Here is a 22,666-nt window from a genome sequence, read left to right on the forward strand (position 1 = left end):
GGCTTCAGATGGACTGGCGCAGCGGGCGGAAGGCGTCTCTGAGCTCTGCGCTAAACACCGTCGGCTGTTCCCAGGCCGCGAAGTGCCCGCCCTTGGCGAGCCGGTTGTAGTGGATCAGCTTCGGATAGGCTTTTTCAGCCCAGCTTTGTGGCGCCTGATAAATCTCGTCCGGGAAGGCGCTCACGGCAACTGGGATTTTGATGCCGCGCGGATCGAAGAATCCGCCCGTTGGGAAATGTGCATTGTCCCAGTAGAGGCGGCCCGAGGAGATCGCCGTGTTAGTCAGCCAGTACAGCGTGACATTGTCGACGATGTCATCCTTCGTCAGCCCTTCGGCGCTGCCATCAAAGACGCGCGTGATGAGCCTGTAACTGCGAATGTCGTGGTCAAGCATCCAGGCGGCCAGCCCGACGGGCGAATCCGCGATGGCGTACAGCGTCTGCGGGCGATTGTTCATCTCAATCGCATAGCCCAGCCCGTTCTTGTTGAAGTCGTCGAGCTGGTCGTAAGCACGCTTCTCGTCCGGCGATAGGTCGGCCGGCGCCGGGCCGCCTGCCGCCAGCGACTTGGAAATGTCGGCCGGGACCGTTGCCGCCATGTTGGTGTGGATGCCAAGCAACCCTGGAGGTTGCTGCAGAGCCATCTGCTCGGATACGGCATTGCCCCAATCACCGCCCTGCGCCACGTATTTCGCGTAGCCGAGGCGCTGCATCAGCGTTGCCCATGCCTTGGCGATGCGGACGGGGGTCCATCCCGGTGCGGTCGGCTTGCCCGAGAAGCCGTATCCTGGGAGCGAGGGGATCACTACGTGAAACGCATCGCCTTCGGTTCCGCCATGGGTAGTCGGATCGGCAAGCGGCTCGATGATCTTCAGCTGTTCTATGATCGAGCCAGGCCAGCCATGCGTGACGATGATTGGCAGCGCGTTCTGGTGCCTGGAACGCACGTGAATGAAGTGGATGTCCAGCCCATCGATCTCCGTGATGAACTGCGGCAGCGCGTTGAGCCGGGCCTCCACCTTGCGCCAGTCGTAATTCTTCGCCCAGTGCTGCGCGAGTTTCTGGATCGTCGCCAGCTGCACGCCCTGCGTATCATCCGCAACGATCTCTTTGTCCGGCCAACGGGTCGCCCCCACGCGCCGGCGCAGATCATCGAGGTCGCTGTCTGGGAAGTTGACAGTGAAGGGGCGGATCGTCCCTTCCGCGGCTTGAAGTGTTCCGGGAAGCATGTTGGCAGCCCCGGCGGCAGCCGCGGCGGCAAGTAGCTCGCGTCGTGTCATAAGGTCCTCCTGTCCAAATTGGTTTTTTCGAATGCTCCTAACAGATCAACTGTCGGTGAAGGCGAATCCATCACACAATGGTATCGCCGATACTTTTGTATTGCTGGACTGCGGGGCGTCTGCTGTCCTTCGTAAGGACAACACCAGCAGCGAGGCCCCATGCGAGCTCTCGCTTGCCACCTGACCCGCATCGGTATGACCTGGCCGGGTCAGGTCGCACCAGGGACCGCCATGCGGGAGTAGCTGGCGGGTAGGCAGCGGACCGCTCCCACAGACGTCTTGCGGCCCGGATGGCCAAAAGGAACTCCTCGCCAGGCTGATGTGGACGCGGTGATGGCAACGGCCCGTTCGGCATAGTGGAAGTGACAAATCTCGTTGTGTCGATCACCTCTGTGTCCCGACGCGCGACAAGTATGTCTGACCGACGCATCAGGTGGAATCCGCATTCAGTTGCGACGGCAATTCCTTCGATCGCTCGATCGAGAAATGCAGGCCGGCGAATGATCCGGACTCAGTGAACCACCACTCGACCGACCCGCCGAGTTCTGCTGCCAACATTCGGACCCGCCGCCGCTCGGGGCACTCCTGGGAGCCCAGCCCCGTCGAGCGGCTGCCTTTGACCAGGCAGCGCACATTGCCGCCCCATCCACTCAAAATAATCTCGACAGCCTCTCGCCGGCCCTTCAGATTGTGGTGCGCTGCGCTGCGGACCAGCTCGGATACGATCAGTCCTACCTGCTGGCAACAGGCAGCGTGCAACCGTATCTCGTCCGTCTTGACGCTGAGCCGAACCTCCAGCTCCTCCGCTAGCGCAGCACATATACTTCCCACGTGAATACCAAGGTCGTTGCTTCCGTCGCTAGCCGGGACCATTGGAGCTCGGCTGGCCGTAGCTTTCGCGCGTATCCGATCCCCCGCCACTCTCAGCGCAAGGGCGGCAAACGCGTGCCCGCGCAACGCCGTCGCTCGCAAATGACGATGTGTGGTGCGCGTATTGGTCGTGACAAAGAGCATGACTTGATCCTCCGCAAGGTCTGCGTCACCACGAAATTGTCGCGCGACGCGACCCAAAGCCAGAGCAGAAGTTGTCCTGCTGATCTATTGCTCCAAGGTATCGCCGACACCTAAGGCGATTACGCTTTGGCCGGAACATCTCGGGCATCTTCACGGCGGGTTTCGCGAGATAACTTCTCAGGCACTATATCGTTGACACGAAAGTATCGGCGATACTTAGGTCCAATCGAAGTTCAGCAATTTGAGCAGTAACTGAGTGACGTTCCCAGTTTGTGTTCCAAAGGAGGCCTCAATGGACGCCAAGACAGTTGCACCACAGATCCGATTGGTCCGAAACACTCCGGTCTACTGGCGCGTCACCTTCAACAACGCTCCGCTGAATGTCATGGGACCGGAGATGGTACGGCAATTCCAGGCGACGATCGCCGCCATCGAGGCCGATGAGAGCGTTAGGGTCGTGGTCTTCGACAGCGCGGTGGAAGACTTTTTCCTGAACCATTCAGACTTCATGGCCCCTCTTGAAGAGATGACGTCTATGCCACCCGGACCGACGGGCCTGCCGCCGTGGCCGGATTTCCTCGTACGCCTCACACGGGCCCCTGTGGTTTCGATCGCGCTGATCCGTGGCCGCGCGACTGGCAATGGCAGCGAGCTGCTGCTTTCCTGCGACATGAGCTTCGCCGGCAAGGAAAAGACGATCATTTCCCAGTGGGAAGTCGGGGTGGGCATGGTTGCCGGCGGCGGGCCAATGGCGCGGCTGCCCAGCCTTATCGGGCGCAACCGGGCCATGGAAGTGCTGTTGAGCTCGGAGGACCTTTCCGCCGACCAAGCCGAGGCCTACGGCTACATCAACAGGGCGCTTCCCGACGCCGAGCTCGACGACTATGTCGAAGCGCTCGCTACCCGCATTTCCGGCTTCGACAAGTGGGCCATCGGCCAGACCAAGCGGCTGGTGAATGCCAGCTTGCCGCCGGATGTCGAACTTGGCGCCGGATGGGACGCGTGCATCGCCTCGCTCGGGCGGCCCGCTGCCCAAGATGGCATCAAAGCCCTGACTGCGAAGGGCTTCCAAAAGCCCGGCGATGTGGAGACCCGGCTCGGGTTTCACCTGGGCGAACTGGCTCGGTAGGCAACCGGCAAAACCTTCAGGAAGGATGATTCTCATGGATCTGCTTATGACAGCCAAGAAGCTGGCCGAGCGCGTAGAAGCCGAAGCAATCAAAGCCAAGATTCCGGTAGCCGTCTGTATTGTCGACGTCCACGGCAACCTGGTGCTCCAGCATCGCATGAACGGCGCTCCGGTGTTCTCGCTCGAGATATCGGAGCGGAAGGCCTACACCTCCGCCCTCGTTGGCATGCGCACAGTCGATCTATTGAAACTGGTGCAGCCTGGTCAATCGCTCTACGTACTCCCTTCGGTGGGCGGCGGTCGCTTCTGCCCCATGGGTGGCGGCGTCCCGCTGACCGAGGATGGCCAGGTCTACGCCGGCATCGGCGTCAGCGGCGGGACGGCCGAGGAAGACGTGGCAATCGTCGAAGCTGCTCTGCAGGAGCGCGCCAAGGTGGCTGCTTGATCGGAGCGGATTGCGTCTGGTTCTCAGTTCGGACCAGACGCGGTTGTGTGTAAAGCTGCACATCCGCAGTTGGCGAGGGCGCGGTTTTCAATCACCCAGCCGTGTGACGATGAGGCTTGCACGGAATTTGCAGCCTGCGCTTTGTCGAAGAGGCAAGCATGAGCCGAGCCCGCAAGATCGCAATCGCCGTGGTGGCCTTTACGGTGGTGTCGTTGTCAGCACTCTGGGGCTGGCAATGGTTCACGATAGGCCGCTTCGAGGAAACGACCGACAACGCCTATCTGCGTGGAGACATCACCAGCATCGCGCCCAAGCTTGCCGGGTACGTGGTGGAGGTCGATGTAGACGACAACGCGAGCGTTTCAAAAAACGCTGTCCTGTTTCGGATAGACGATAGCGACTACAGGGCGAAGGTGGAGCAAGCAAAGGCCAACGTGGCCGCCCGCATGGCGGACGTCGGCAATACCATGGCAACGGCCGCCTTGCAGAAGGCTTTGATAGCTCAGGCCGAAGCGCAAAAACAGTCGGCCGCAGCTGACCTGCAGCTAGCTCGCGCCAACCTGGACCGCTACATCACTCTGCAGAAGAATGGGACCGCGAGCGACCAGAAACTGCAGGATGCGCAGGCTGCGTACGACAAGGCAAGGGCATCGGTGGACGGCGCAGCGGCGAATCTATCGGCACAAGGGCTAAAGCTGGACGTCCTGGATGCTCAGTTAGCCGGTGCGCAGGCAGCCCTGTCACAGAGTCGGGCTGCGCTTGACCTGGCGACCTTTGACCTTGCCAATACGGTTGTAAGGGCCCCGGTCGACGGAATTGTCGGCAATCGTCAGATCCGTGTCGGCCGCTATGTCACTGCCGGTACCGTCGCGTTGGACATCGTTCCGGTGGAAGGCGTCTGGATTGTCGCCAATTTCAAGGAAACGCAGTTGGAGCAGGTGCAGGTAGGCCAAAAGGTTCGCGTGACGGTCGATGAATATCCGGGACTGAAAATAGACGGTGTGGTCGACAGTTTCGCTCCCGCCAGCGGCGCGGCATTCAGCTTACTGCCGCCAGACAACGCGACTGGAAACTTTATCCGTGTCGTCCAGCGCGTGCCGGTCAAAATCAGGATGACGCACAATCCACTGCCTGGTCGCTTGGTGCCGGGCCTCTCGGCCCGAGTTGCCATAGCCGTTGGCACCAGGAATGGGGCGTCCATAGCACTGGACACGCAGACAGGTGGAACTGGGAACGGGCACTTGCTGCAGTGACCCCCGTCGTCGAAAGGCATTCATCCGTGCGGCACCGTCTTGATGCACCGCTGCGAGCATGGCTGGTAGCAGCGGGGGTTGTGCTGGCCGCGTTCATGGATGCCGTCGCATCCACTGCCCTGTCGATCGGCCGGATCGACATACTCGGCGATACGCACGCGACGCCAGATGAACTCGCGATGCTTGATGTTGTTTTCGTCGCGGCGAAGCTGTTGGCTTTCCTCGTCGCTCCGCTTTTTGTCAGGGCGATCAGACCAACCGCCTGTCTGCGCGCAGGTGCCGTCATGCTTCTTCTTGCCTCCGCCGCAATGACGCTCTCGACGGACCTTGTCTGGATTTGCATTTGCCGCGTCGTCCAGGGGCTGGCCGGCGGCACAATTCTCGTTGCCGGTCAGACCTTGCTTTTTTTTCGCTTTCCGCATCGACACCAGCCCCTCGTTCAGGCCGTTTTTGCCATTGGCGCCGTGATGGCTCCAACGACCGTCACCCCGGCTCTGCAGGGTTGGTTCGTGGATCATCTCACCTGGGACTGGATATTTCTCAGCAACATAGCGCTGGGACTTGCTTCCCTTGTACTGCTGGCGGCTGATGGCGACGCGGTCTATCGGCGGGATGCCGGATTTCCTGCCCGTAGGATCCTGTTGCTCGGCATGGGGGCCGCACTTTTGACCTACGTCCTGCTGCAGGGCAGCAGATTCAACTGGTTCGATGACACGGGCATTACCGTCCTTGCCACGATCGGCGTGGCGTCTGCCGCCCTTCTGATCGTCGGGGAAACCGGTTTCCGTTCACATGCCTCTCTGTTGCCGATCTCGCCGTTTGGCGATCCGGACTTTCGCTTTGGTCTGCTCACCAGCCTTGTGGCGGGCTTCGCCCTCTCCGGCAGTGCCTATCTCATTCCGGCTTTTGCCCTGAACGTCCTTGATTTCACCGCCACGGATGCCGGCCTGCTTCTGCTGCCCAGCGGAGCCACGCTTGCGCTGGGACTCCTGGTGTCCGGCCTTGTCATTGAAAAGGCCGGAATACGCGCCATCATGCTTGCTCCATTCGGCATTTTGCTGTTCGCCGCAGCGATGTGGCTCCTATCGGGGTCAACCGGCGCCAGCGGGTTCTCGGACCTGGCGCTGCCGCTGCTGCTGCGCGGGTTCGGCTTGGGCCTTCTGTTCATGGCGTCGACGCTTGTCACGCTCCAGGGGCTTGCGGCCGATGCGCTTCCATTCGGCATAGGTCTGTTCAACTTCGGCAAGCAGTTCGGCGGTTTGGGCGGTACGGCCTTTCTGCAAACATATGTTGATCACCAGAATGTTTATAACAGGACGATACTGGCTACCCACCTCGTCGACGGCGATCCCGCGGCGGACCAGCTCTTGAGAGCTGTCGCAAGCACTCTGACGTCAAACGGTGTCGACCGGGCTGCGGCGGCAAAGGCCGCGCTCTCGCTGTTGCGGCGCGCCCTCGACAAGCAGGTTTCCATAATTTCCTTCGACGAAGCTTTCTTTGGGCTTGTCTTGCTGTTCGCGGTCGCTGCGCCGTGCCTGATTGTGATCAAGCAATTGATCGGTCGTGCAACACCTGCGTCGACCAGAAGTCGTCTTGGTCCTTAGGTTCGCCAGACCATATGAGACAATAAAAAAAGAACCGACGTCAGCTGCTAAGATATTGATGTTCCGTAGAAGATTTTGACCCTCCGGGTCCAGCGATCACTTGGCACCAGTTTCTTCCTTCCGTTAGTCAGATATCACTGCCATTTGGAGCGGGATTGGGCGACACCGTGGACAGGTGGATAGGCCGTTTCGCAGGATTGTCGCCTTTGGCCCGGGCTGAGACCCTCGTCTCGGACGGGCCTGCCGCCCTGGCTGGATTTTCTTGTCCTACTCACACGCGCCGATCGCGTCTGTCGCCCTTATCCGCGGATCGCGCTGCCGGCTAGACTAGGAAGCGGGATCACGCTTTCCTGCGACATGGCTTTCGCTAACGGGGTGCAAGCAATAATTTCGCAATTGGGGGGTGGCGCAGGTAGAGGTGCGGACGGCGGACCGATGACCTGCCTGCTCACCTCATTGCCGCAAATCCACTACGGAGGATCCATCGGCCTCCGAGGACGTCTCAATAGAATCGAGGCGATGCGCGAAGTCCCCACCGTAACCAGTATCACGAGGGCTAGCACGCCCCGGCGAGGCTTCGATCTGCCTATCGTTTGCGGCGGGGTGGCGATGGGTGGCGGATCAATTGCACCGGCCCTTACACGGGCCGGTTTTAGCGGCTGAGCAGCCAAATCATTAACGAGCGTCAGACCGCGCGGAAAGAACTGATTGTCGTGCTGGCCGCGCCCGATGTTGATGATCGCGGCACCCTCGAGGCGTTTTTCCAGCATCGCTAGGACCCGCCGCAGTGCGGGTCCGTCGAATACGTCCATCGCCTCGTCTATGATCACCCATTTCGGCTGCCGCAGGACGAGCCTGGCCACGCCCAGCAAGCGCTGTTCGTCATCTCCCAATTCACGGTCCCAGTGCCCGACGCGGTCGAGCGACGAAGACAGCCGCTCAAGACCTACCTCGGCCAGCACGACGGCAATCTCGGTATCACCCGCTGGCGCATGCCCGTTCGCGTGATTGAGTACGTCGCGCAAAGTGCCGGCCGGCAAATAAGGCACGCGGGGAACGAATACAATTGATTCTCCCGCGGGCAGCCCGATTTTCCCGCTGCCCCAAGGCCAGAGCCCGGCAATGGCACGGAAGAAGAGCGTTTTGCTGGCGCCCGGCTCGCCGGTGATCATCACTCTTTCGCCGGCGCGGATTTCAACACAATCTTGGGAGAGTTTTGTGCAGCCTCCCGGCGAGGCCACTTGGAGCCTCTCGAACGTCAGACTGCCATTGGTATTTTGATCGAATGAGATACGCCTTTCGGTATCGTGCAGCACGTCCGTCTCATATATTGCGATATGAAAGTCGGCGACGCGCATGAGCGTGGCGCGCCAATCGGCAATGCTGCCGATGTTGTCTATAAACCAGCGAAGTGAGGAGTGGACCTGATTGAAAGCGCCAACCGCCATCATCAGCCCGCCGAAGCTGATATCACCCGAAAAATAGATCGGTGAGGCGACCAGGATTGGGGCCACCACGGTCATCCAACCATAAGTATCGGTGACCCAGGACAAGCCGATCTGCGCAGCGTAGATGCGCCGCATGGCGCTGAGCACGGTGCAGAGGTCAAGCTCAAGGCGGCGCCTGGCATCGGCTTCGCCATGGTAAATGGCCACGGCATCAATATTCTCGTTGACGCGGACGATCGCGGCGCGCAGTTCAGCTTCCTGTGCGTAGCGGTCGCTGTTCAGGCGGATGAGGGGTCGCCCGACCAGCCAGCTCAACCAGGATGCGGTGCCCGCATAGAGGAACGCCGCCCAGACCATGTAGCCTGGTATTGTTATCGTCCAGCCGTTCACGTGAAAGGCGAAGCCCGAAGACAGTTTCCATAACACGCCGACGAAGGAAGCTAGCAGGATCAGGGATTCCAATAACCCGACGCCGAGGTCGGTCGACAGGTCGGACACATGCGCCGCATCCTGTTGCATGCGCTGATCGGGATTGACGCCGATGGCACCGGCATTGGCCAGCCGGAAGGCGCGCGCTGGCCGCATCCACTGATTGATAAGGTCGAGCGTCAGCGCCTCGCGCAACTTCAGCCGGATCATCTGGTTGAGCCAGGTTTGGCTGATATTGAGAACCAGCAGTCCGCCGGCAATCATCGCAAAGATGAGGAGCTGATGGACGAAGGCTTCCATGTCCCGGCGCGCCAGAGAGTCATAGAAGGGCTGGCTCCAGTGGTTGAGCACAACTTGGCCGATCGCCGTCGCAACAATAACAACCATGATGCCTACCGATGCCCAGAGCAGCCACTCGCGAACCGGCGATCCCGCAAGCGCCCGTCCGATCGTCGCCATCTGATCACGCAGGCTGCTGGTTTCGACCGCTACGGTGGCCGGCTGAAGGGTGGCCTGATTGTGCATTTGGTCCGCCATACCGAGACCCTTGCCTTCAAGTCGATGGAACCCGATCAAGAAAGAGACGACAGTCGATCCCGAGCAGTTCGCCGCCCGTACTGGAGACACCCAGATTACTCCAGCGACATTTCCGGCCCGATCCCAAGCATTCTCTTTGGAGACGATTTCACTCACCTCCCGCCTAATCCGGCGGTAGGACCCAATCGCACCATGCATCGACAGCGCCGGCATGAAGCGTCACAACATACGCGCGGAACCCACGGCACGCGCTGGCAGAAATGCTTCGGCGTCTCCAACACCTTTAGAAAACAACCAGCCACAGCGACCCATGTGCTCGCCTAAGCGATGGATACACGGTGCCTGTACAACCCAACGAGGTCCATAGCACCTTGGTGTCGGCGATAGATTAGCGCGGTGCAGGCGCGTTCACACCTTCGTCTGATTGGATCAGGACGCGCCTTGATCCACATTCTCGTCACCGAGCCCGCGCGAAATCCGGACACGTCTCAATACTAAGGTCAACCTAAACCCATGTCGCCAGAGCCACACTAGACCCCGTCGGCGCGCGTCGTGGCCGGGACCGGAGACTTGAAAACTCTCTCGATAGGAGTCGCGTATGTCCCGAGTACGAGTTGAAAACGAAGTCTATATGATGCCGCCCCATCGCGGCTTTACCGTCGCGCATTTTCTGACAGTCGCCGACATCGAACGCTCCGCACGATTTTATGAGACGGTCTTTGGAGGCCACATCCTGAGCCTGGGCGACAGCAGTGGCGCGCCGGGATACATCCAGATCGCCAACACGTGGCTCATCGTCAATATCGGGGGCGGCCCCACACCTGATAAGCCGTCGGTGACGCTCAGGGTTCCCCCAGATCCAAACTCGGTCAGCAGCTTCATGAACATTCGCGTTGCTGATGTCCGTGGCTGCTTCGAATGCTGGCGAGCTCGGGGCGCCGAATTCATCACAGAGCCGATGGAAAAGTACGGCGAGACCCGCTGCTACATTCGGGATCCAGACGGTTACATCATCGAAGTGGGCCAAAGTAAGTCGGCTGTCGTTTACGGTTAGCACCGGGGGACGCAAGGTCCACCGTGATCCGGTTTTCACTGAATATTCTTTGGCGATGAATGCGAGTGCCTGAATGCCGTCGATTAAGGCAGCGGCCCCAACCGAAATAGCCGCGATCAAAGTTTGGTGCCAAGGCTTGGAGCAGAGCGGCCTTTCATGACTGGAGTCGATGTGGAATGCACCGTAGTTTTGGGTCGAGTCGATTGCTTCATTTGCTGCAGCTTAGAGCGCAATCGCCGTTGCCCTCTTCGTGCGAGAGGCAATTCGGGCGGGGCCTTCTATGGGCTGGCCTGGGCTTGGCCCCGATGCTGAGTTGCTGCTCATCACGAAAATTGGCGGACGTTACGGGAAATACTTTCTGTAGATCTTCTGGAAGGCCTCGGTCCGCTTGAACTGCTTGAGAGCGAGCGAGAAGGCGTCGATCAAAACGGGCGAAACGCGCCCCTTGGTGAAACAGACATAAACATCTTCGTCCGCCACGCTACGGGACAACAGTGGCTCGATCCTTCCAGATAATCCTAATTTTGTAGTCTCACTCATCCCGTAGGTGAGACTCGCGACCGCGTAATCGACGCGGCCGGCTGCCCAACATGCGCAGACTAACCGCGGTGCCGTCTGTCGCGACCATGTTGTTATGCTTGCGCAAGAAATTCCATAGCTCAGGCGACACGGTCGGTTGTGCGAGGGGGCCAGAGACTGGTTCGCGAACAGCGACGTCGTGTCCAATGAGATCGTCCATCGACGAAAACTTTAGCTTCCCGATGTCGGCCCTGCGCACGAACAAGACCCACCTATCCCGGACCAGCGGTTCGTCAGGAAAAGAGCAGAACCGCTCGCCTTCGCCGGTTCGTAACGTGGCCAGCATTCCATCGCGCTCACCGCGGATGACCATCATCCAAGCCCGCTTCGCCGGGAAGAACTCGAAGGAGACGTCCTGCCCCAAGCCGGTGAAGACCTGCCTGACGACTTCAACCGCTAGTCCTGGCGAGCTTCCATCGGTTATGCCCTCGGTGGGACCCAAAAAATCATCGTTGACGAACCGCAAACGCTCCGCCGAGAAGGCTGGTCCGTTGATGACCCACGCAAGAATTATAGTCCTGCAAAGCAAGCGCCCAAAGTCTGCAGATCTCGCCATTTGCGGGTGTCCCTTGCATCCCACATTTGGCCGATAGTGCAGGAACTCGTTTTATGCGATGGTACAGGTCTCGATCTCGCGCGAGCCGAGCCTAGCAGCCATGTCAACATGGGTTGTGCGAGCTTGCGTCGCGAGGGCGGGTTTTGCAATCTGAATCGACATACGTGAGTACGGACGTTGGCAAATTCGATCGCGAATGGCCGGAGCTGAGACGCAGCGCGTCTGCTTGGCGCTTGTTCCCACATCTTCTTCGGGGCATTGGAGGGCGTCTCCTTGTTAGTGTCTTCATCTTCAGCTCGGTGATCACGCTGCTTCTCACATTGACGCAGCTTTATCTCGATTACCGCGGCGACGTCCAAGCAATAGACAAAAAGATGGCGGAGATTGACAGCAGCTACCGGCAAAGTCTTAGCGAGGGACTTTGGGAGATGGATGGTCGGCAACTTCAGTTGCAGGTCGAGGGGATCCTTCGCTTGCCCAATATCCGCTACGTTGAACTGCGTGAGATCACCGATCAAGCTGCCCCTCTCGTCGTAACTGCAGGGACCCACCAGGCTAATCCGCCAGAGCGGCACGAACTTAGAATTTATTATTCCAAACGCGATACCAAACAACTACTTGGCATTCTCGTGGTCGAAGCCACATACGATCAGATCTATCGCCAGCTTCTCAATACTGCTGCGACAATCATGATCGGTCAGGCGATAAAGACGTTCATGGTTTCGTTTTTCATCCTGCTTACTGTCCACCGGCTGATCACACGTCACCTCACAGCGATGGGAACAGCGCTCAGGGGATATGATTTTCGCGGCCCGCAGGCGCCGCTCCAACTCAAGCGGCGCCCACCTCGGCCAAGCGACGAACTCGACTTTCTCGTCCGGGCATTCAACCACATGTGGAAAGGGCTACGAGATGCGTATGACGAACTACAGCTCCAAGTTGGATTGCTGCAGCGACTTCCGGTGTCTGCTTGGACGCTCAAACCCGATGGAACGCCGGATTTCGTGAACCAAGTCTGGCTCGATTTTGCCGGTCAGACCCTGGATTATGTCCGCTCGCATCCCGAGGCCTGGATGAGCGTGATCCACCCCGATGATCGTGCGATGGCAGTCAAGACCTTTTGGCATGGCGTAAGTTCGGGGCAGGATTTCGCAATGGAGGCCCGGTCTCTCCGCGCTCGCGACGGGACATATCGATGGCATCTCCAACAGGCCGTGGTCTTGCGAGATTCTGAGCAGAAACTCCTCAGATTCGTCGGAACGACAACCGACATCGATGACCTGAAGCGGGCCGAAGAAGCCTTGCGACAATCGCAGAGCGATCTTGCCCGCATTAATCGGGTGACAACCATGGGAGAGTTGGCAGCCTCCCTCGCGCATGAAGTCAGTCAACCGCTCACCGGTGCCCTCACCAATGCCAACGTCTGCCTGCAAGAACTCGATCGCGCCCGACCTGACCTAGACCAGTTGCATACGGCCGTCAGCAGAATCGTAAGAGATGCGCAACGTGCCGCCGAGATTCTGAGACGGATACGCTCACAATTCGAAAGGGGGAGCCTGGATCGGGAGGTTCTTGATGTGAATGAGATCAATCGAGGAACCGTGGCCCTCTTGCGCGACCAGGCAGCGAGATACAACATATCGGTACGAACGGAGCTGGCGACCGATCTTCCTCAGATCGCCGGAGATCGCGTGCAACTGCAGCAGGTCGCGATGAACCTGATTGTCAACAGCATCGAGGCGATGAAGGACGTCCAAGGAAAACGAGAGGTCGTCGTTAAGTCACAGGGGATCGAAAACGACATTCTTGTTTCGGTAAGCGATACCGGCCCAGGGTTCCCGCGGGACCTAGCCGAACAAATATTCGACCCGTTCTTTACAACGAAACCAGGCGGGACAGGTATGGGACTTCGCGTCGCCCGTTCAATCATTGAGGCGCATGGCGGGCGCATGTGGGCGGTCGGATCCCACGGTAACGGCGCAACTTTTCACTTCAGCCTACCCGCGGCGAGCGGAAACGCTGCCGAAGATAGCCCATAACGAAGGCAGAGGAGCATCGACTTACCGTAGCGCCCAAGCCCGCCGTGACGCCGCTGGCACCGTCCACTGTCGCCCCAGCGCCTGCGTTCACCCCGTTGGAGCCAGCCAACGAAGCACTATCCTCGGCGTTGACCCCACTCGATCCGCCAACGGAGGCACCGAGATCGGCGTTAATCCCGTCGAGGCCGCCTAACGAAGCACCAGCTCCGGCGTTGATGCCACTTGATCCGCCAATGGACGCACCGAGCCCGGCGTTCACCCCGTTGGAGCCGCCCAAGGAAGCTCCAGCCCCGGCATTAACGCCGCCACTGCCAGCGACAGATGCGCCGGCGCCAATTCCGGCTGCATTTGCCGACGCGCATATAACCGCGATGACTGCACCGCCCGCCAATGTTTTAGTAGGTTTCCGAAGATGCTGGCCATGACACTCTCCTGTGGTTGCTTACGAACTTGCAACAAGCCATTTGCCCGTTACTCAAATTAGTACGATCTAAGGGACGGAGGGTTTCCCCACAGGAGAATGGGCGGCGGGGTATGGTTTCTTACCGGCTAAGAATATACGTCGGATTTTAACGTCTTTGTCGTACTTCCATTTGGCTCGGCGCGTGGCCGGGAAGGTTCGTAGTTCTGATAGCTGTGGTGACGAACCAAACACAGCGGCTTAACGGCGGGCAGATCAAGCGTTCTCAAGCCTGCGAGTCCGAACGCGAACGGGGCTTTCATGTGCTCCATCGTCAGCGAACCGCGCGCTGCATGTGGTGAAGACGCTACGTTCAACCCACGTAGATCGAAATGCAAAGATATTCTGGAACGTCGCACTGCGGACCTCACTCGAGGCCTCACCGCGTCGAGCGGATATGTTTGTGAACCGCCGGGTCGGGTCTGTGGAGCCGCACCCGGTTCCGGCCGGATTGCTTGGCCAGATAGAGTGCGGCGTCCGCTTGACGCTGTAACTGCTCCGGTGAAATGGCCTCGTCAGCAGTCTGAACTGCCACGCCAATGCTGAGTGTGACGCTGCGCGAGACGCGGGATCCGGGGTTGGGCAAAGCGGCGGCCTCAATGCTCCTACGAACCCGCTCAGCTACAGAGACGGCCTCTTCCTCGGTTACCCCGGGCAGGAGCACGAGGAACTCTTCGCCACCGTAGCGAGCCACGCAATCACGATCGCGCCTGATGTTCTCCTGAATAATATTGGCGACCTCCACCAGACAGCGATCACCCTCGGAATGGCCGAGGTGATCGTTCAGCTTCTTGAAGTGATCAATGTCGCACATCAGCATTGCCGCACCGTCGAGGCAACGTTTGTCATTTCCCCACAGGTGGTCAAGCGTCTCAGTCATCCAGCGCCGGTTGGCGATGCCCGTGAGCGGATCGGTCTTCGCCAGCAATTCCAGTCGATCGTTCGCTTTAGCCAATTCGGCGACCCTGCGCCGGTCGCGTAGCTCGAACAGGAAACTCTTCTGAGCGAGAATTGTGATGATGCGCCGTGCTGCGACCGTCGCGAAGATACCGCTGGCGAAGAACAGCGTTCCAGCGACGGCGCTCCCATGCTCGATGGCCGGATTCTGCACCTGAAATACCAGATACAGTCCGAGCGCCAGCGCGGCAATCGCGACCGTCCAGGCTAGCGGGATGCCGAAGATGATGATGGCTGTGATGGCCACGAACAGCATGACGTTCAATTGCCGTTCATAGAACTCACCGCCAGCGCTTACGCCGACCAACGCAACCGACAACAAAATCAGGAACATACCTACAATCAGTGAAGCCCCTTCGAACCAGGAGGGGCGCGGCTTTCGCCATGCTAGAACCACTGCGACGACGACGGGCGGGATGATAGCTCCAGGCAGAAGCAAAGATTGCGCGATTGCGTTTGGGAGCATCAGCATGTTGAGCGCCAGCGTCAGCAGATCCAACAAGGCCACCCAGATCATCCAGGCACGAATGATCTTCGCCGTTTGCGGCCAGACTCGTGCTCGAAACAGACGCTTGATTTCACCTTTGAGGCGGATATCGCGCGTTCGGCGCGCCAGAAGCCGGTCAACTTCAGCAGTTAGGGCAGGGTCATCCTGCGCATCGAGGTGCATGAGGTCTGACACAGTCGAGAGGCCTTGCGCTTTCTCCTAATCATCCGTTCGAACCCCACCCTGAGGTCCCGCAAATTCCCAGCCTGTCAAATTATCCTGAAGATTTCATTTCTAGCCATGACGTATTCCAAGAACCTGGGTGGCCAGAATTCTCCGGGTGCCATCGCGGATCGGCTTTGAAAAAATACTGATTGCTTTTTGTTCCGCCGAGGTAGAAAAAATTCGGGTGCTTGGGTTTGGGATTTCAGTGGTGGGGATTCCCATTGGTGATCGGCCGCGTGGTCAAACTGTGGAGTTGGTTCGACAACTGCTCGCCAACGTCCGGCCCGGCGATACGATCTCCATTAAGGACACTATTTGGACCATCCGCGAGCGTGATCCCCACCTAATTGAGAGGGATTGCGAGCTAGTGGACCTGATAGTCTCCGACGCGGTATGTCTTGGCGCTTTCGTCGCATTCGACTGCCATGAGTGATGCGACCACCACGGCGTCCTTTTCCAGCCGGTCTCGGTAAATAATCAGCACGCGGGCGTCCGCTGTGAGACAATGTGCAGCCGCTAAAAATCTGCTCGAATAGTCTAAGCGCGGACCGAAATGGCCCGTGGCCGTGAGGGCATGTCTCGCCGAATTAAGCTCTGATGAGGTAGCGCGGTCATCGTGGGCCGCAGCCACGGAGGGAATCTTGCTGGAACGAAACCAATTGCCCAATCCGGTATGTCTCGTTGGTCCTCCAATAAAAAGCCATTGCGCCTTGAACCGAACTCTTTCCTCGATGGAGCGACTTACCTCGAGGTGGGCTTAGCATCAGCGGAACCATTGGGCGATTGAACCCTTCTCCTGAAAAGGAGAGTGTTCGTGAAAGACGCCGAAATCGATTTAACGGAAGCGGGCTGGTTGCTGGCCGTTCCAGTATCCCTCGCGGTGGTCATTTTGGTGGCCGGGTTGGTGTTGAGTTGATGGCCCACAAAGCTCGACCACACACTCCTAACCTGACGACGCTCGCTGGCCGTCAGAGGAACCAAAGCCGCGCTTGTGCAGCAGTTCAGGACCACGGTGGGCGCTACCGGCGTGCGTTTCGGCATTCTTCGGATCGGGCATCAGCTTCGCTGCAGAACCAGCGCTCCCCGCTGCCAGTGGAGATCGCCGTTCGATCATGAAACTGGGAGATGTCGTGCTCGGCCTCAGCCGCTGGGAACTTCAACACCGGCGCTGGTTAGAAAGCAAACAGGTGCCAAGAAATGCCGCGCGGGCTACGTCAGAACGATCGAGTTGCCGAGTTGCTGAGGGGCCAGTTCTCCAACGAGGCGGTCCGGAGACATTTGCTAAGCCTGCCAATCTTTCGCGTTGAAAGGTGGCTTCCTGGTCGAGTTCAAAGACTCCTACATCGTCTAGCACGGAAAGACGGCAGCGGGCCAAGGACGTAAGCTGAGGGCCCTCGTCTCGCAATCGGACGAACACCGATAGACGCACCCAATTCAGTTCCGCGCAACATCCGCCGATTGCGTGCGTTCTTTAGACTGAAGAGCTGCGGCCGATCTGCCGTCGGCCTCATGCGCTGACCAGTCGGAGGCGACCAAAATGTCCAGTTTCAAAGACGCCCTTGAGCGGGGCTAGGCTAGGCGCCATAGCCTGGTTCCCGACGGCTGAATCCATAGCTGCAGCCCGCCGCCATCGGACAGTTTTTGGAGCTTGGACGCGGGCCGGGCGTTGCGGCATTTCACGTCGGAGAGAGCCATTGTGGGACCTCCTGTTTTGGCGCTTCGATACCAACAGGGTCTCAGATACCAACAAAAATACCAACACCTCGCCCCGTTGGACGAAATCTGCCGAACTGCGATGAAATTCGTTCAAGCACACTCATCGTGCCGAAAAGAGGAGCAAATTCAGTGCCTTGCGGAGACTTGAGCGTTGAAGCTTTGGCGAGAGGGAATGTCGGGAGAAGTGCCCCTCCCGAGAGATGGGTGACAGTTCATTCTGGATAGATGGGTTACACTTTTGGCCCTTTGCAAGGAGAGCAAGGTGCCTTGGAAGGAGTGTAACGTCATGGACGAGCGGCTTAAGTTCGTGGCCCGTCTGCTGGACGGAGAGAAGATGGCGGTCCTTTGCCGGGAATTCGATATCTCGCGCAAGACCGGCTACAAGATCCTCGCGCGCTACAATGATAGCGGCCTTGAGGGGCTGACGGATCGGTCACGCCGACCCTATCGCCACGCCAATCAGCTTCCGTTTCAAATCGAGAAGTTGATTGTGCGCCTGAAGCAGGACAAGCCGACTTGGGGTGCGCCTAAGATACGCGAGCGGCTGGCCCGGCTCTATCCGGATGTGCACAGGCCTGCGATCTCGACGGTGCATGCGGTGCTCGACCGGCACGGTATGGTCGAGCACCGCAAGCGACGGCGCAACAAGGCGACGGGGACGCCACTTTCAAGCAGCTGTCGACCCAATGATCTGTGGTGCGCCGACTACAAGGGCGAGTTCATGCTCACCGATCGGCGCTATTGCTATCCGCTGACGATCACTGACTTCGCCAGCCGCTATCTCATTGCCTGCGAGGCGCTGTCGACCACCAAGGAAGCCTATGCCTTCACCATGTTCGAGAGCGTTTTCAAGGAGTTCGGTCTGCCCCGCGCCATCAGGACCGACAATGGCGTTCCCTTCGCCAGCCCCAACGCGCTCTTCAACCTCAGCAAGCTGTCGGTCTGGTGGCTGCGCCTGGGCATCGACATCGAGCGCATCCAGCCGGGCTGCCCACAGCAGAATGGGCGCCACGAGCGCATGCACCTCACCCTGAAGAAGGAAGCCACCAAACCGGCTGGCGCCAATTTCCTTCAGCAACAGGCTAGGTTCGATGACTTCATCGACGAGTTCAACTCAGAGCGCCCGCATCAGGCGCTCGGCATGGACTGCCCGGCAGAGCGCTACACGCCCTCAACGCGCCCCTACACTGGCTTGCCAGAGCTCGACTATCCGTTTCACGATAAGGCCGTCACCGTCACCACCTGCGGTCGCATCTGCTACAATCGCAAGAAGATCAACCTTAGCCTCGTCTTTGCCGGCCAGACCGTCGGCATCAAACAGATCGAAGACCATATCTGGCTTGCCAGCTTCATGGACTATGATTTGGGGTACTTTGATGATGAGACATTCAGGCTCGAACCACTCCACAACCCCTTCGGGCCAAAAGTGTTACCCATGTCTCCGGTATAAACCGTAACCTATGTGTCCGGAACGGACCAAGAGGGAATGGTGCCCAGAGGCGGATTCGAACCACCGACACGCGGATTTTCAGTCCGCTGCTCTACCAACTGAGCTATCTGGGCCTGTGCCGGCTAACGGGATGCGCCCGCCGGGTTTCACGAAGGCGCCAGGCGGCGCCCCTTGAAAGCGCGTGGGTTATAGCACGGGAATCTTGCCTGTCCAGCGCCTAGGTGTTGATTTCGTCAGGAAAGAAAAATCGCTGGAAAACAACCGGTCGCCGGCTGCGCTTACGGCTCGTCCTTGGGCGTCGGGCTGTCGTCTTCTTCCTCTTCGCCGTCGCGGCCGGGAATGACATAGGCGCCCTTCAGCCAGCGGTTGAGGTCGATGTCCTTGCAGCGCGCCGAGCAGAACGGATAATGCTCGCGCACCGACGGTTTGCCGCATTCGGGGCAGGGCCGTTTCGGCCTCAGCGGCGTTACCTTGTCGCCCGAGCTCATGTGTAGACTATGCTCATGAGCGCGCGGCGTGCCAGTGCTGGTGCGCCTTGAAGCCTTCGCCGGAAAGCAGCGCCACGCTCTCGTAGAGCGGCAGGCCGACCACGTTGGTGTAGGAGCCGACCAGCTTGACGACGAAGGAACCGGCCAGGCCCTGCACGGCGTAGCCACCGGCCTTGCCCCGCCACTCGCCCGACGCGACATAGGCGTCGATCTCCTCGCGCGGCAGCCGCTTGAAGCGCACCCTTGTCTCGACCAGCCGCTGGCGCAGCTTGCCGCCGGGCGTGATCAGGCAGATGCCGGAATAGACCCGGTGCGAGCGGCCGGAAAGCAGGCCGAGGCAATTGACGGCGTCGTCGATCGTCTCGGCCTTGGGCAGGATGCGCCGTCCGACCGCCACCACCGTGTCGGCGGCGAGGATGAAGGCTGGCGCATAGTCCTCCTCGCTCTTCAGCGAGGCCAGCGCCTTCTCGGCCTTGTCCTTGCAAAGGCGCTTGGCTAGCGAGCGCGGATGCTCGGCGCGCAGCGGCGTCTCGTCGACATCGGCGGGCAGCACCCGGTCCGGCTCGATGCCGGCCTGCTGCAAGAGTTCGATGCGGCGCGGCGAACCAGAGGCAAGCACCAGCTTCTGCAGAATGCTCATGGGGGCATGATGCCGAAAAGTGTGAAGCGGTTTTCGGACGACATCATGCTCCACTCTCTGATTTGGAGCCGGATGATTTCGGGTCGAACAGACCTGAAATCATCCAGCTCTGGGTCCGCGCTAGATGGTTACTTGAAGCGATAGGTGATGCGGCCCTTGGTCAGGTCGTAGGGCGTCATCTCGACCAGGACCTTGTCGCCGGTCAGCACGCGAATGCGGTTCTTGCGCATGCGGCCGGCCGTGTGGGCGATGATTTCGTGTTCGTTTTCGAGCTTCACCCGGAACATCGCATTGGGCAGCAGTTCGGTGACCACACCTGGAAACTCGAGGACTTCTTCCTTCGGCATTCGATACCTTTGCTTGGATGGCGGTTCCGGCGCCTAGAGCATGATGCCGAAAAGTGTCAAGCGGTTTCGGGCGACATCGTGCTCTAGTTCTTTGATCCGGAGTCGGGTGATTTCCGGCCGAACCGACCGGAAATCATCCGACTCCGGCCGGAATTTGCGGCGGAACCTATATGATAATCGCCCGCTTGTGAACATGCTTAATCGGCCGCGTTTTTTGCCTCAGGAAGCAGAAAACGTCGGCTTATGCGCGCTTTCAGCCGCTCGCGCACATCGCGATAGGCGGCCATGATGTGCTCTCGCGTGCCGCCTGTGTCGGTGGGGTCGGGCATCGGCCAGTATTCGACCTCGACGGCCAGCGAGCGCGTCAGCTCGAGCGCCGCATGATGCGCCTCCGGCGCCAGCGTCACGATCAGGTCGAAATAATCGTCCTCCATATCGGCCAGCGTCCTGGGTTGGCGCTCGCCAAGCGACAGGCCTTCTTCGGCGAGCACCGCATCGACGAATGGGTCGCGCTCGCCGGCGCGCACACCGGCCGAAGCGACGAAGGTGGTGGCGGGAAGCATGCGGCGCGCCATTTGCTCCGCGATCGGTGAGCGCACGGCGTTCATGCCGCATAAAAACAGGATCGAATGGGGCAGGGCGGCCACTAGAGCATGATCCCAAAAAGTGGGAACCGGTTTTTGGAAAAAATCATACTCCAACAAAGAACTGGATCAGGACGGTGTTTCAACGAAACATCATCCTGATCTAGCCCCGCCAGTGCAGCACGCAGACCAGCGTGAACAGCCGGCGCGCCGTGTCGAAGTCGATCTCGATCTTGCCGGCTAGCCGGTCCATCAGCGTCTGCGAGCCTTCATTGTGCAGGCCGCGCCGGCCCATGTCGATCGCCTCGATATGGCTCGGCGTCGAGGAGCGGATGGCTTCGTAGTAGCTTTCGCAGATCAGGTAGTAGTCCTTGACGATCCGTCTCAGCGGCGTCAGCGACAGGATGTGGGTGACCACCTCGGCGCCGTTCTCGCGGCAGACGCCGAAGACCAGGCGGGACTCGGCCAGTGAAAGCTTAAGCTTGTAAGGACCCGCGCCGTCATCATTGACCGGCCGAAAACGGTTCTCCTCGATGAGGTCGAAGATCGCCACGGCCCGCTCGTGCTCGACGTCGGGCGTCGAACGTCCGATCGATTCGTCGAGCTCGACGTCGATCAGCCTGTCGCGGGTCTGGTCGCGGCCGGACATCGTTACATGTTCAACCTGATCGCGACGGAGCGGGCATGGGCATCGAGCCCTTCGGCCTTGGCGAGCGCGATCGCGGCGGGCGCCAGCGCCTTGAGCTGCTCCGGGCCGAGCTTCAGGATCGAGCTGCGCTTGACGAAATCGAGCACGGACAGACCCGACGAGAAACGCGCCGACCGCGCCGTCGGCAAGACGTGGTTGGAGCCGCCGACATAATCGCCGATGACTTCCGGCGTATGGCGGCCGATAAACACGGCGCCCGCGTTGCGCATCCTGGAAAGGAATGCCTCGGCGTCGTCGAAGGCGAGCTCGACATGCTCGGCCGCGATCCTGTCGACCAGCGGCAGAGAGGCCTCGAGCGTCGGCACCAGGATCACCGCGCCGAAATCGCGCCAGCTGGCCCCGGCCGTCTCGCCGCGCGGCAGAACTTTCAGCTGGCGCTCGACCGCCTGCTCGACCGCCTTGCCGAATTCCGGCTCGTCGGTGATCAGGATCGACTGCGCCGAAACATCATGCTCGGCTTGCGCCAAAAGGTCGGCCGCGATCCAGTCCGGATCGTTGTCGGCATCGGCCACCACCAGCACTTCCGACGGCCCGGCGATCATGTCGATGCCGACCGTGCCGAACACCTGGCGCTTGGCCGCCGCGACATAGGCGTTGCCCGGACCGACGATCTTGGCGACCGGCCTGATCGTCTCGGTGCCGTAGGCAAGCGCTGCAACGGCCTGCGCGCCGCCGACGCGGTAGATCTCCGAAACGCCGGCAAGGTCGGCTGCCACCAGCACCAGCGGATTGATGACGCCGCCCGAGGCCGGCACGACGATGACGATGCGCTCGACGCCGGCGACCCTGGCCGGCACCGCGTTCATCAGCACCGAGCTTGGATAGCTCGCCGTGCCGCCCGGCACGTAAAGGCCGACGGCTTCGATCGCCGTCCAGCGCGAGCCGAGCTCGACGCCTGCGGCATCCGTATAGCGATCGTCCGTCGGCTTCTGTCGCTCGTGATGCGAGCGGATGCGGTCGCGCGCGAATTTGAGCGCCTCGACGGTCGCCGGATCGGCCGCTTCATAGGCCTTGGCGATGTCGTCCTTCGACACCGCGATGCCGAGCGTGTTGAGATCGGCTTTGTCGAACTTCAGCGTGTAATCGACAAGCGCCTTGTCGCCTTCGGCGCGCACGCGGGCGATGATGTCGCGCACCACGGCCTCGACATCGGCCGACACCTCGCGCTTGGTGGTGAGGAAGGCCGAAAAACGCTGTTCGAAATCGGCGTCCTGCTGTCGGAGCGTTATCGCCATCG

General features: G+C 59.9%; 21 protein-coding genes, 1 tRNA gene and 1 pseudogene. 8 read left to right on the forward strand and 15 right to left on the reverse strand.

The annotated features are described in order from the left end of the window. Positions 1-4: 4 nt before the first annotated feature. Together LB515_RS13500 and LB515_RS13505 are read right to left on the reverse strand one after the other, a co-directional pair. A complete protein-coding gene (locus tag LB515_RS13500; RefSeq protein WP_224708010.1) occupies positions 5-1,279 on the reverse strand; it encodes an epoxide hydrolase family protein in 1,275 nt (424 codons plus the stop codon). A 429-nt stretch (positions 1,280-1,708) separates the two neighbouring features. Beyond that, positions 1,709-2,293, reverse strand: a complete 585-nt coding sequence (locus tag LB515_RS13505; protein ID WP_224708011.1) for a hypothetical protein — start codon at positions 2,291-2,293, stop codon at positions 1,709-1,711. 292 nt (positions 2,294-2,585) lie between these two features. On the opposite strand from LB515_RS13505, the gene LB515_RS13510 reads away from it, so the two are divergent. The 4 genes from LB515_RS13510 (at position 2,586) to LB515_RS13525 (ending at position 6,724) form a co-directional block, all read left to right on the forward strand. Further along, positions 2,586-3,422 (forward strand): enoyl-CoA hydratase/isomerase family protein, encoded by an 837-nt coding sequence (locus tag LB515_RS13510; protein ID WP_224708012.1) that lies wholly within the window; start codon positions 2,586-2,588, stop codon positions 3,420-3,422. A gap of 34 nt (positions 3,423-3,456) precedes the next feature. Then, on the forward strand, positions 3,457-3,867 hold the full coding sequence (locus LB515_RS13515) for a GlcG/HbpS family heme-binding protein (RefSeq protein ID WP_224708013.1): 411 nt from the start codon (positions 3,457-3,459) through the stop codon (positions 3,865-3,867). A 158-nt stretch (positions 3,868-4,025) separates the two neighbouring features. Beyond that, positions 4,026-5,120, forward strand: a complete 1,095-nt coding sequence (locus LB515_RS13520) for an HlyD family secretion protein (RefSeq protein WP_224708014.1) — start codon at positions 4,026-4,028, stop codon at positions 5,118-5,120. Between the two features lie 26 nt (positions 5,121-5,146). Beyond that, the gene (locus tag LB515_RS13525; protein ID WP_318012628.1) at positions 5,147-6,724 is read left to right on the forward strand and encodes an MFS transporter; all 1,578 of its coding nucleotides are present in this window, start codon (positions 5,147-5,149) and stop codon (positions 6,722-6,724) included. 470 nt (positions 6,725-7,194) lie between these two features. Here LB515_RS13525 and LB515_RS13530 read toward each other — a convergent pair whose 3' ends face one another. Further along, positions 7,195-9,138, reverse strand: a complete 1,944-nt coding sequence (locus LB515_RS13530) for an ABC transporter ATP-binding protein/permease (protein ID WP_224708050.1) — start codon at positions 9,136-9,138, stop codon at positions 7,195-7,197. 598 nt (positions 9,139-9,736) lie between these two features. Between LB515_RS13530 and LB515_RS13535 the strand changes: the two genes are divergently transcribed. Continuing rightward, positions 9,737-10,192 (forward strand): VOC family protein, encoded by a 456-nt coding sequence (locus LB515_RS13535; protein WP_224708016.1) that lies wholly within the window; start codon positions 9,737-9,739, stop codon positions 10,190-10,192. A 342-nt stretch (positions 10,193-10,534) separates the two neighbouring features. Here the strand turns inward: LB515_RS13535 and LB515_RS13540 are convergent, their stop codons facing one another. After that, positions 10,535-10,684 (reverse strand): hypothetical protein, encoded by a 150-nt coding sequence (locus LB515_RS13540; RefSeq protein ID WP_224708017.1) that lies wholly within the window; start codon positions 10,682-10,684, stop codon positions 10,535-10,537. 40 nt (positions 10,685-10,724) lie between these two features. Beyond that, on the reverse strand, positions 10,725-11,237 hold the full coding sequence (locus LB515_RS13545; RefSeq protein WP_224708018.1) for a hypothetical protein: 513 nt from the start codon (positions 11,235-11,237) through the stop codon (positions 10,725-10,727). A 254-nt stretch (positions 11,238-11,491) separates the two neighbouring features. Here LB515_RS13545 and LB515_RS13550 point away from each other — a divergent pair, with 254 nt between their 5' ends. Beyond that, the gene (locus LB515_RS13550; RefSeq protein ID WP_224708019.1) at positions 11,492-13,366 is read left to right on the forward strand and encodes an ATP-binding protein; all 1,875 of its coding nucleotides are present in this window, start codon (positions 11,492-11,494) and stop codon (positions 13,364-13,366) included. A gap of 255 nt (positions 13,367-13,621) precedes the next feature. On the opposite strand, the gene LB515_RS13555 is transcribed toward LB515_RS13550, so the two are convergent. Beyond that, the gene (locus LB515_RS13555) at positions 13,622-13,789 is read right to left on the reverse strand and encodes a hypothetical protein (protein WP_224708020.1); all 168 of its coding nucleotides are present in this window, start codon (positions 13,787-13,789) and stop codon (positions 13,622-13,624) included. Positions 13,790-14,205: 416 nt separating this feature from the next. Continuing rightward, the gene (locus LB515_RS13560) at positions 14,206-15,453 is read right to left on the reverse strand and encodes a GGDEF domain-containing protein (RefSeq protein WP_224708021.1); all 1,248 of its coding nucleotides are present in this window, start codon (positions 15,451-15,453) and stop codon (positions 14,206-14,208) included. A 139-nt stretch (positions 15,454-15,592) separates the two neighbouring features. Here LB515_RS13560 and LB515_RS13565 point away from each other — a divergent pair, with 139 nt between their 5' ends. Beyond that, a complete protein-coding gene (locus LB515_RS13565) occupies positions 15,593-15,928 on the forward strand; it encodes a hypothetical protein (protein WP_224708022.1) in 336 nt (111 codons plus the stop codon). A gap of 1,139 nt (positions 15,929-17,067) precedes the next feature. On the opposite strand, the pseudogene LB515_RS13570 reads toward LB515_RS13565, so the two are convergent. Further along, positions 17,068-17,190 (reverse strand): annotated as a pseudogene (locus tag LB515_RS13570) (Arm DNA-binding domain-containing protein); the annotation flags it as partial. 283 nt (positions 17,191-17,473) lie between these two features. On the opposite strand from LB515_RS13570, the gene LB515_RS13575 reads away from it, so the two are divergent. After that, positions 17,474-18,661 (forward strand): IS481 family transposase, encoded by a 1,188-nt coding sequence (locus LB515_RS13575; RefSeq protein ID WP_411969136.1) that lies wholly within the window; start codon positions 17,474-17,476, stop codon positions 18,659-18,661. A gap of 37 nt (positions 18,662-18,698) precedes the next feature. Here the strand turns inward: LB515_RS13575 and LB515_RS13580 are convergent. The 7 genes from LB515_RS13580 to hisD form a co-directional block, all read right to left on the reverse strand. Then, positions 18,699-18,774 (reverse strand) — tRNA-Phe (locus LB515_RS13580). Between the two features lie 165 nt (positions 18,775-18,939). Then, positions 18,940-19,149: a DNA gyrase inhibitor YacG gene (yacG, locus tag LB515_RS13585; RefSeq protein WP_140847161.1), complete on the reverse strand. Its 210-nt coding sequence runs from the start codon at positions 19,147-19,149 to the stop codon at positions 18,940-18,942. A gap of 13 nt (positions 19,150-19,162) precedes the next feature. Further along, the gene (locus LB515_RS13590) at positions 19,163-19,789 is read right to left on the reverse strand and encodes a Maf-like protein (protein WP_095765708.1); all 627 of its coding nucleotides are present in this window, start codon (positions 19,787-19,789) and stop codon (positions 19,163-19,165) included. Positions 19,790-19,917: 128 nt separating this feature from the next. After that, positions 19,918-20,136, reverse strand: a complete 219-nt coding sequence (gene infA, locus LB515_RS13595; RefSeq protein ID WP_006200926.1) for a translation initiation factor IF-1 — start codon at positions 20,134-20,136, stop codon at positions 19,918-19,920. A 197-nt stretch (positions 20,137-20,333) separates the two neighbouring features. Further along, positions 20,334-20,783 (reverse strand): low molecular weight phosphatase family protein, encoded by a 450-nt coding sequence (locus LB515_RS13600; protein WP_224608971.1) that lies wholly within the window; start codon positions 20,781-20,783, stop codon positions 20,334-20,336. Between the two features lie 100 nt (positions 20,784-20,883). Beyond that, positions 20,884-21,369, reverse strand: a complete 486-nt coding sequence (locus LB515_RS13605; RefSeq protein ID WP_224708024.1) for a UPF0262 family protein — start codon at positions 21,367-21,369, stop codon at positions 20,884-20,886. A 2-nt stretch (positions 21,370-21,371) separates the two neighbouring features. Continuing rightward, positions 21,372-22,664: a histidinol dehydrogenase gene (gene hisD, locus LB515_RS13610; RefSeq protein ID WP_224708025.1), complete on the reverse strand. Its 1,293-nt coding sequence runs from the start codon at positions 22,662-22,664 to the stop codon at positions 21,372-21,374. Positions 22,665-22,666 lie beyond the last annotated feature (2 nt).

It is taken from the genome of Mesorhizobium sp. CA15 (genome assembly GCF_020165215.1).
Taxonomy (GTDB): domain Bacteria; phylum Pseudomonadota; class Alphaproteobacteria; order Rhizobiales; family Rhizobiaceae; genus Mesorhizobium.

Bases quoted from the DNA above. Each gene is read 5' to 3' on its own strand.
- LB515_RS13500 (WP_224708010.1), bottom strand. From the start codon at position 1,279: ATGACACGACGCGAGCTACTTGCCGCCGCGGCTGCCGCCGGGGCTGCC.
- LB515_RS13505 (WP_224708011.1), bottom strand. From the start codon at position 2,293: ATGCTCTTTGTCACGACCAATACGCGCACCACACATCGTCATTTGCGA.
- LB515_RS13510 (WP_224708012.1), top strand. From the start codon at position 2,586: ATGGACGCCAAGACAGTTGCACCACAGATCCGATTGGTCCGAAACACT.
- LB515_RS13515 (WP_224708013.1), top strand. From the start codon at position 3,457: ATGGATCTGCTTATGACAGCCAAGAAGCTGGCCGAGCGCGTAGAAGCC.
- LB515_RS13520 (WP_224708014.1), top strand. From the start codon at position 4,026: ATGAGCCGAGCCCGCAAGATCGCAATCGCCGTGGTGGCCTTTACGGTG.
- LB515_RS13530 (WP_224708050.1), bottom strand. From the start codon at position 9,138: ATGGCGGACCAAATGCACAATCAGGCCACCCTTCAGCCGGCCACCGTA.
- LB515_RS13535 (WP_224708016.1), top strand. From the start codon at position 9,737: ATGTCCCGAGTACGAGTTGAAAACGAAGTCTATATGATGCCGCCCCAT.
- LB515_RS13555 (WP_224708020.1), bottom strand. From the start codon at position 13,789: ATGGCCAGCATCTTCGGAAACCTACTAAAACATTGGCGGGCGGTGCAG.
- LB515_RS13560 (WP_224708021.1), bottom strand. From the start codon at position 15,453: ATGCACCTCGATGCGCAGGATGACCCTGCCCTAACTGCTGAAGTTGAC.
- yacG (WP_140847161.1), bottom strand. From the start codon at position 19,149: ATGAGCTCGGGCGACAAGGTAACGCCGCTGAGGCCGAAACGGCCCTGC.
- LB515_RS13590 (WP_095765708.1), bottom strand. From the start codon at position 19,789: ATGAGCATTCTGCAGAAGCTGGTGCTTGCCTCTGGTTCGCCGCGCCGC.
- infA (WP_006200926.1), bottom strand. From the start codon at position 20,136: ATGCCGAAGGAAGAAGTCCTCGAGTTTCCAGGTGTGGTCACCGAACTG.
- LB515_RS13605 (WP_224708024.1), bottom strand. From the start codon at position 21,369: ATGTCCGGCCGCGACCAGACCCGCGACAGGCTGATCGACGTCGAGCTC.
- hisD (WP_224708025.1), bottom strand. From the start codon at position 22,664: ATGGCGATAACGCTCCGACAGCAGGACGCCGATTTCGAACAGCGTTTT.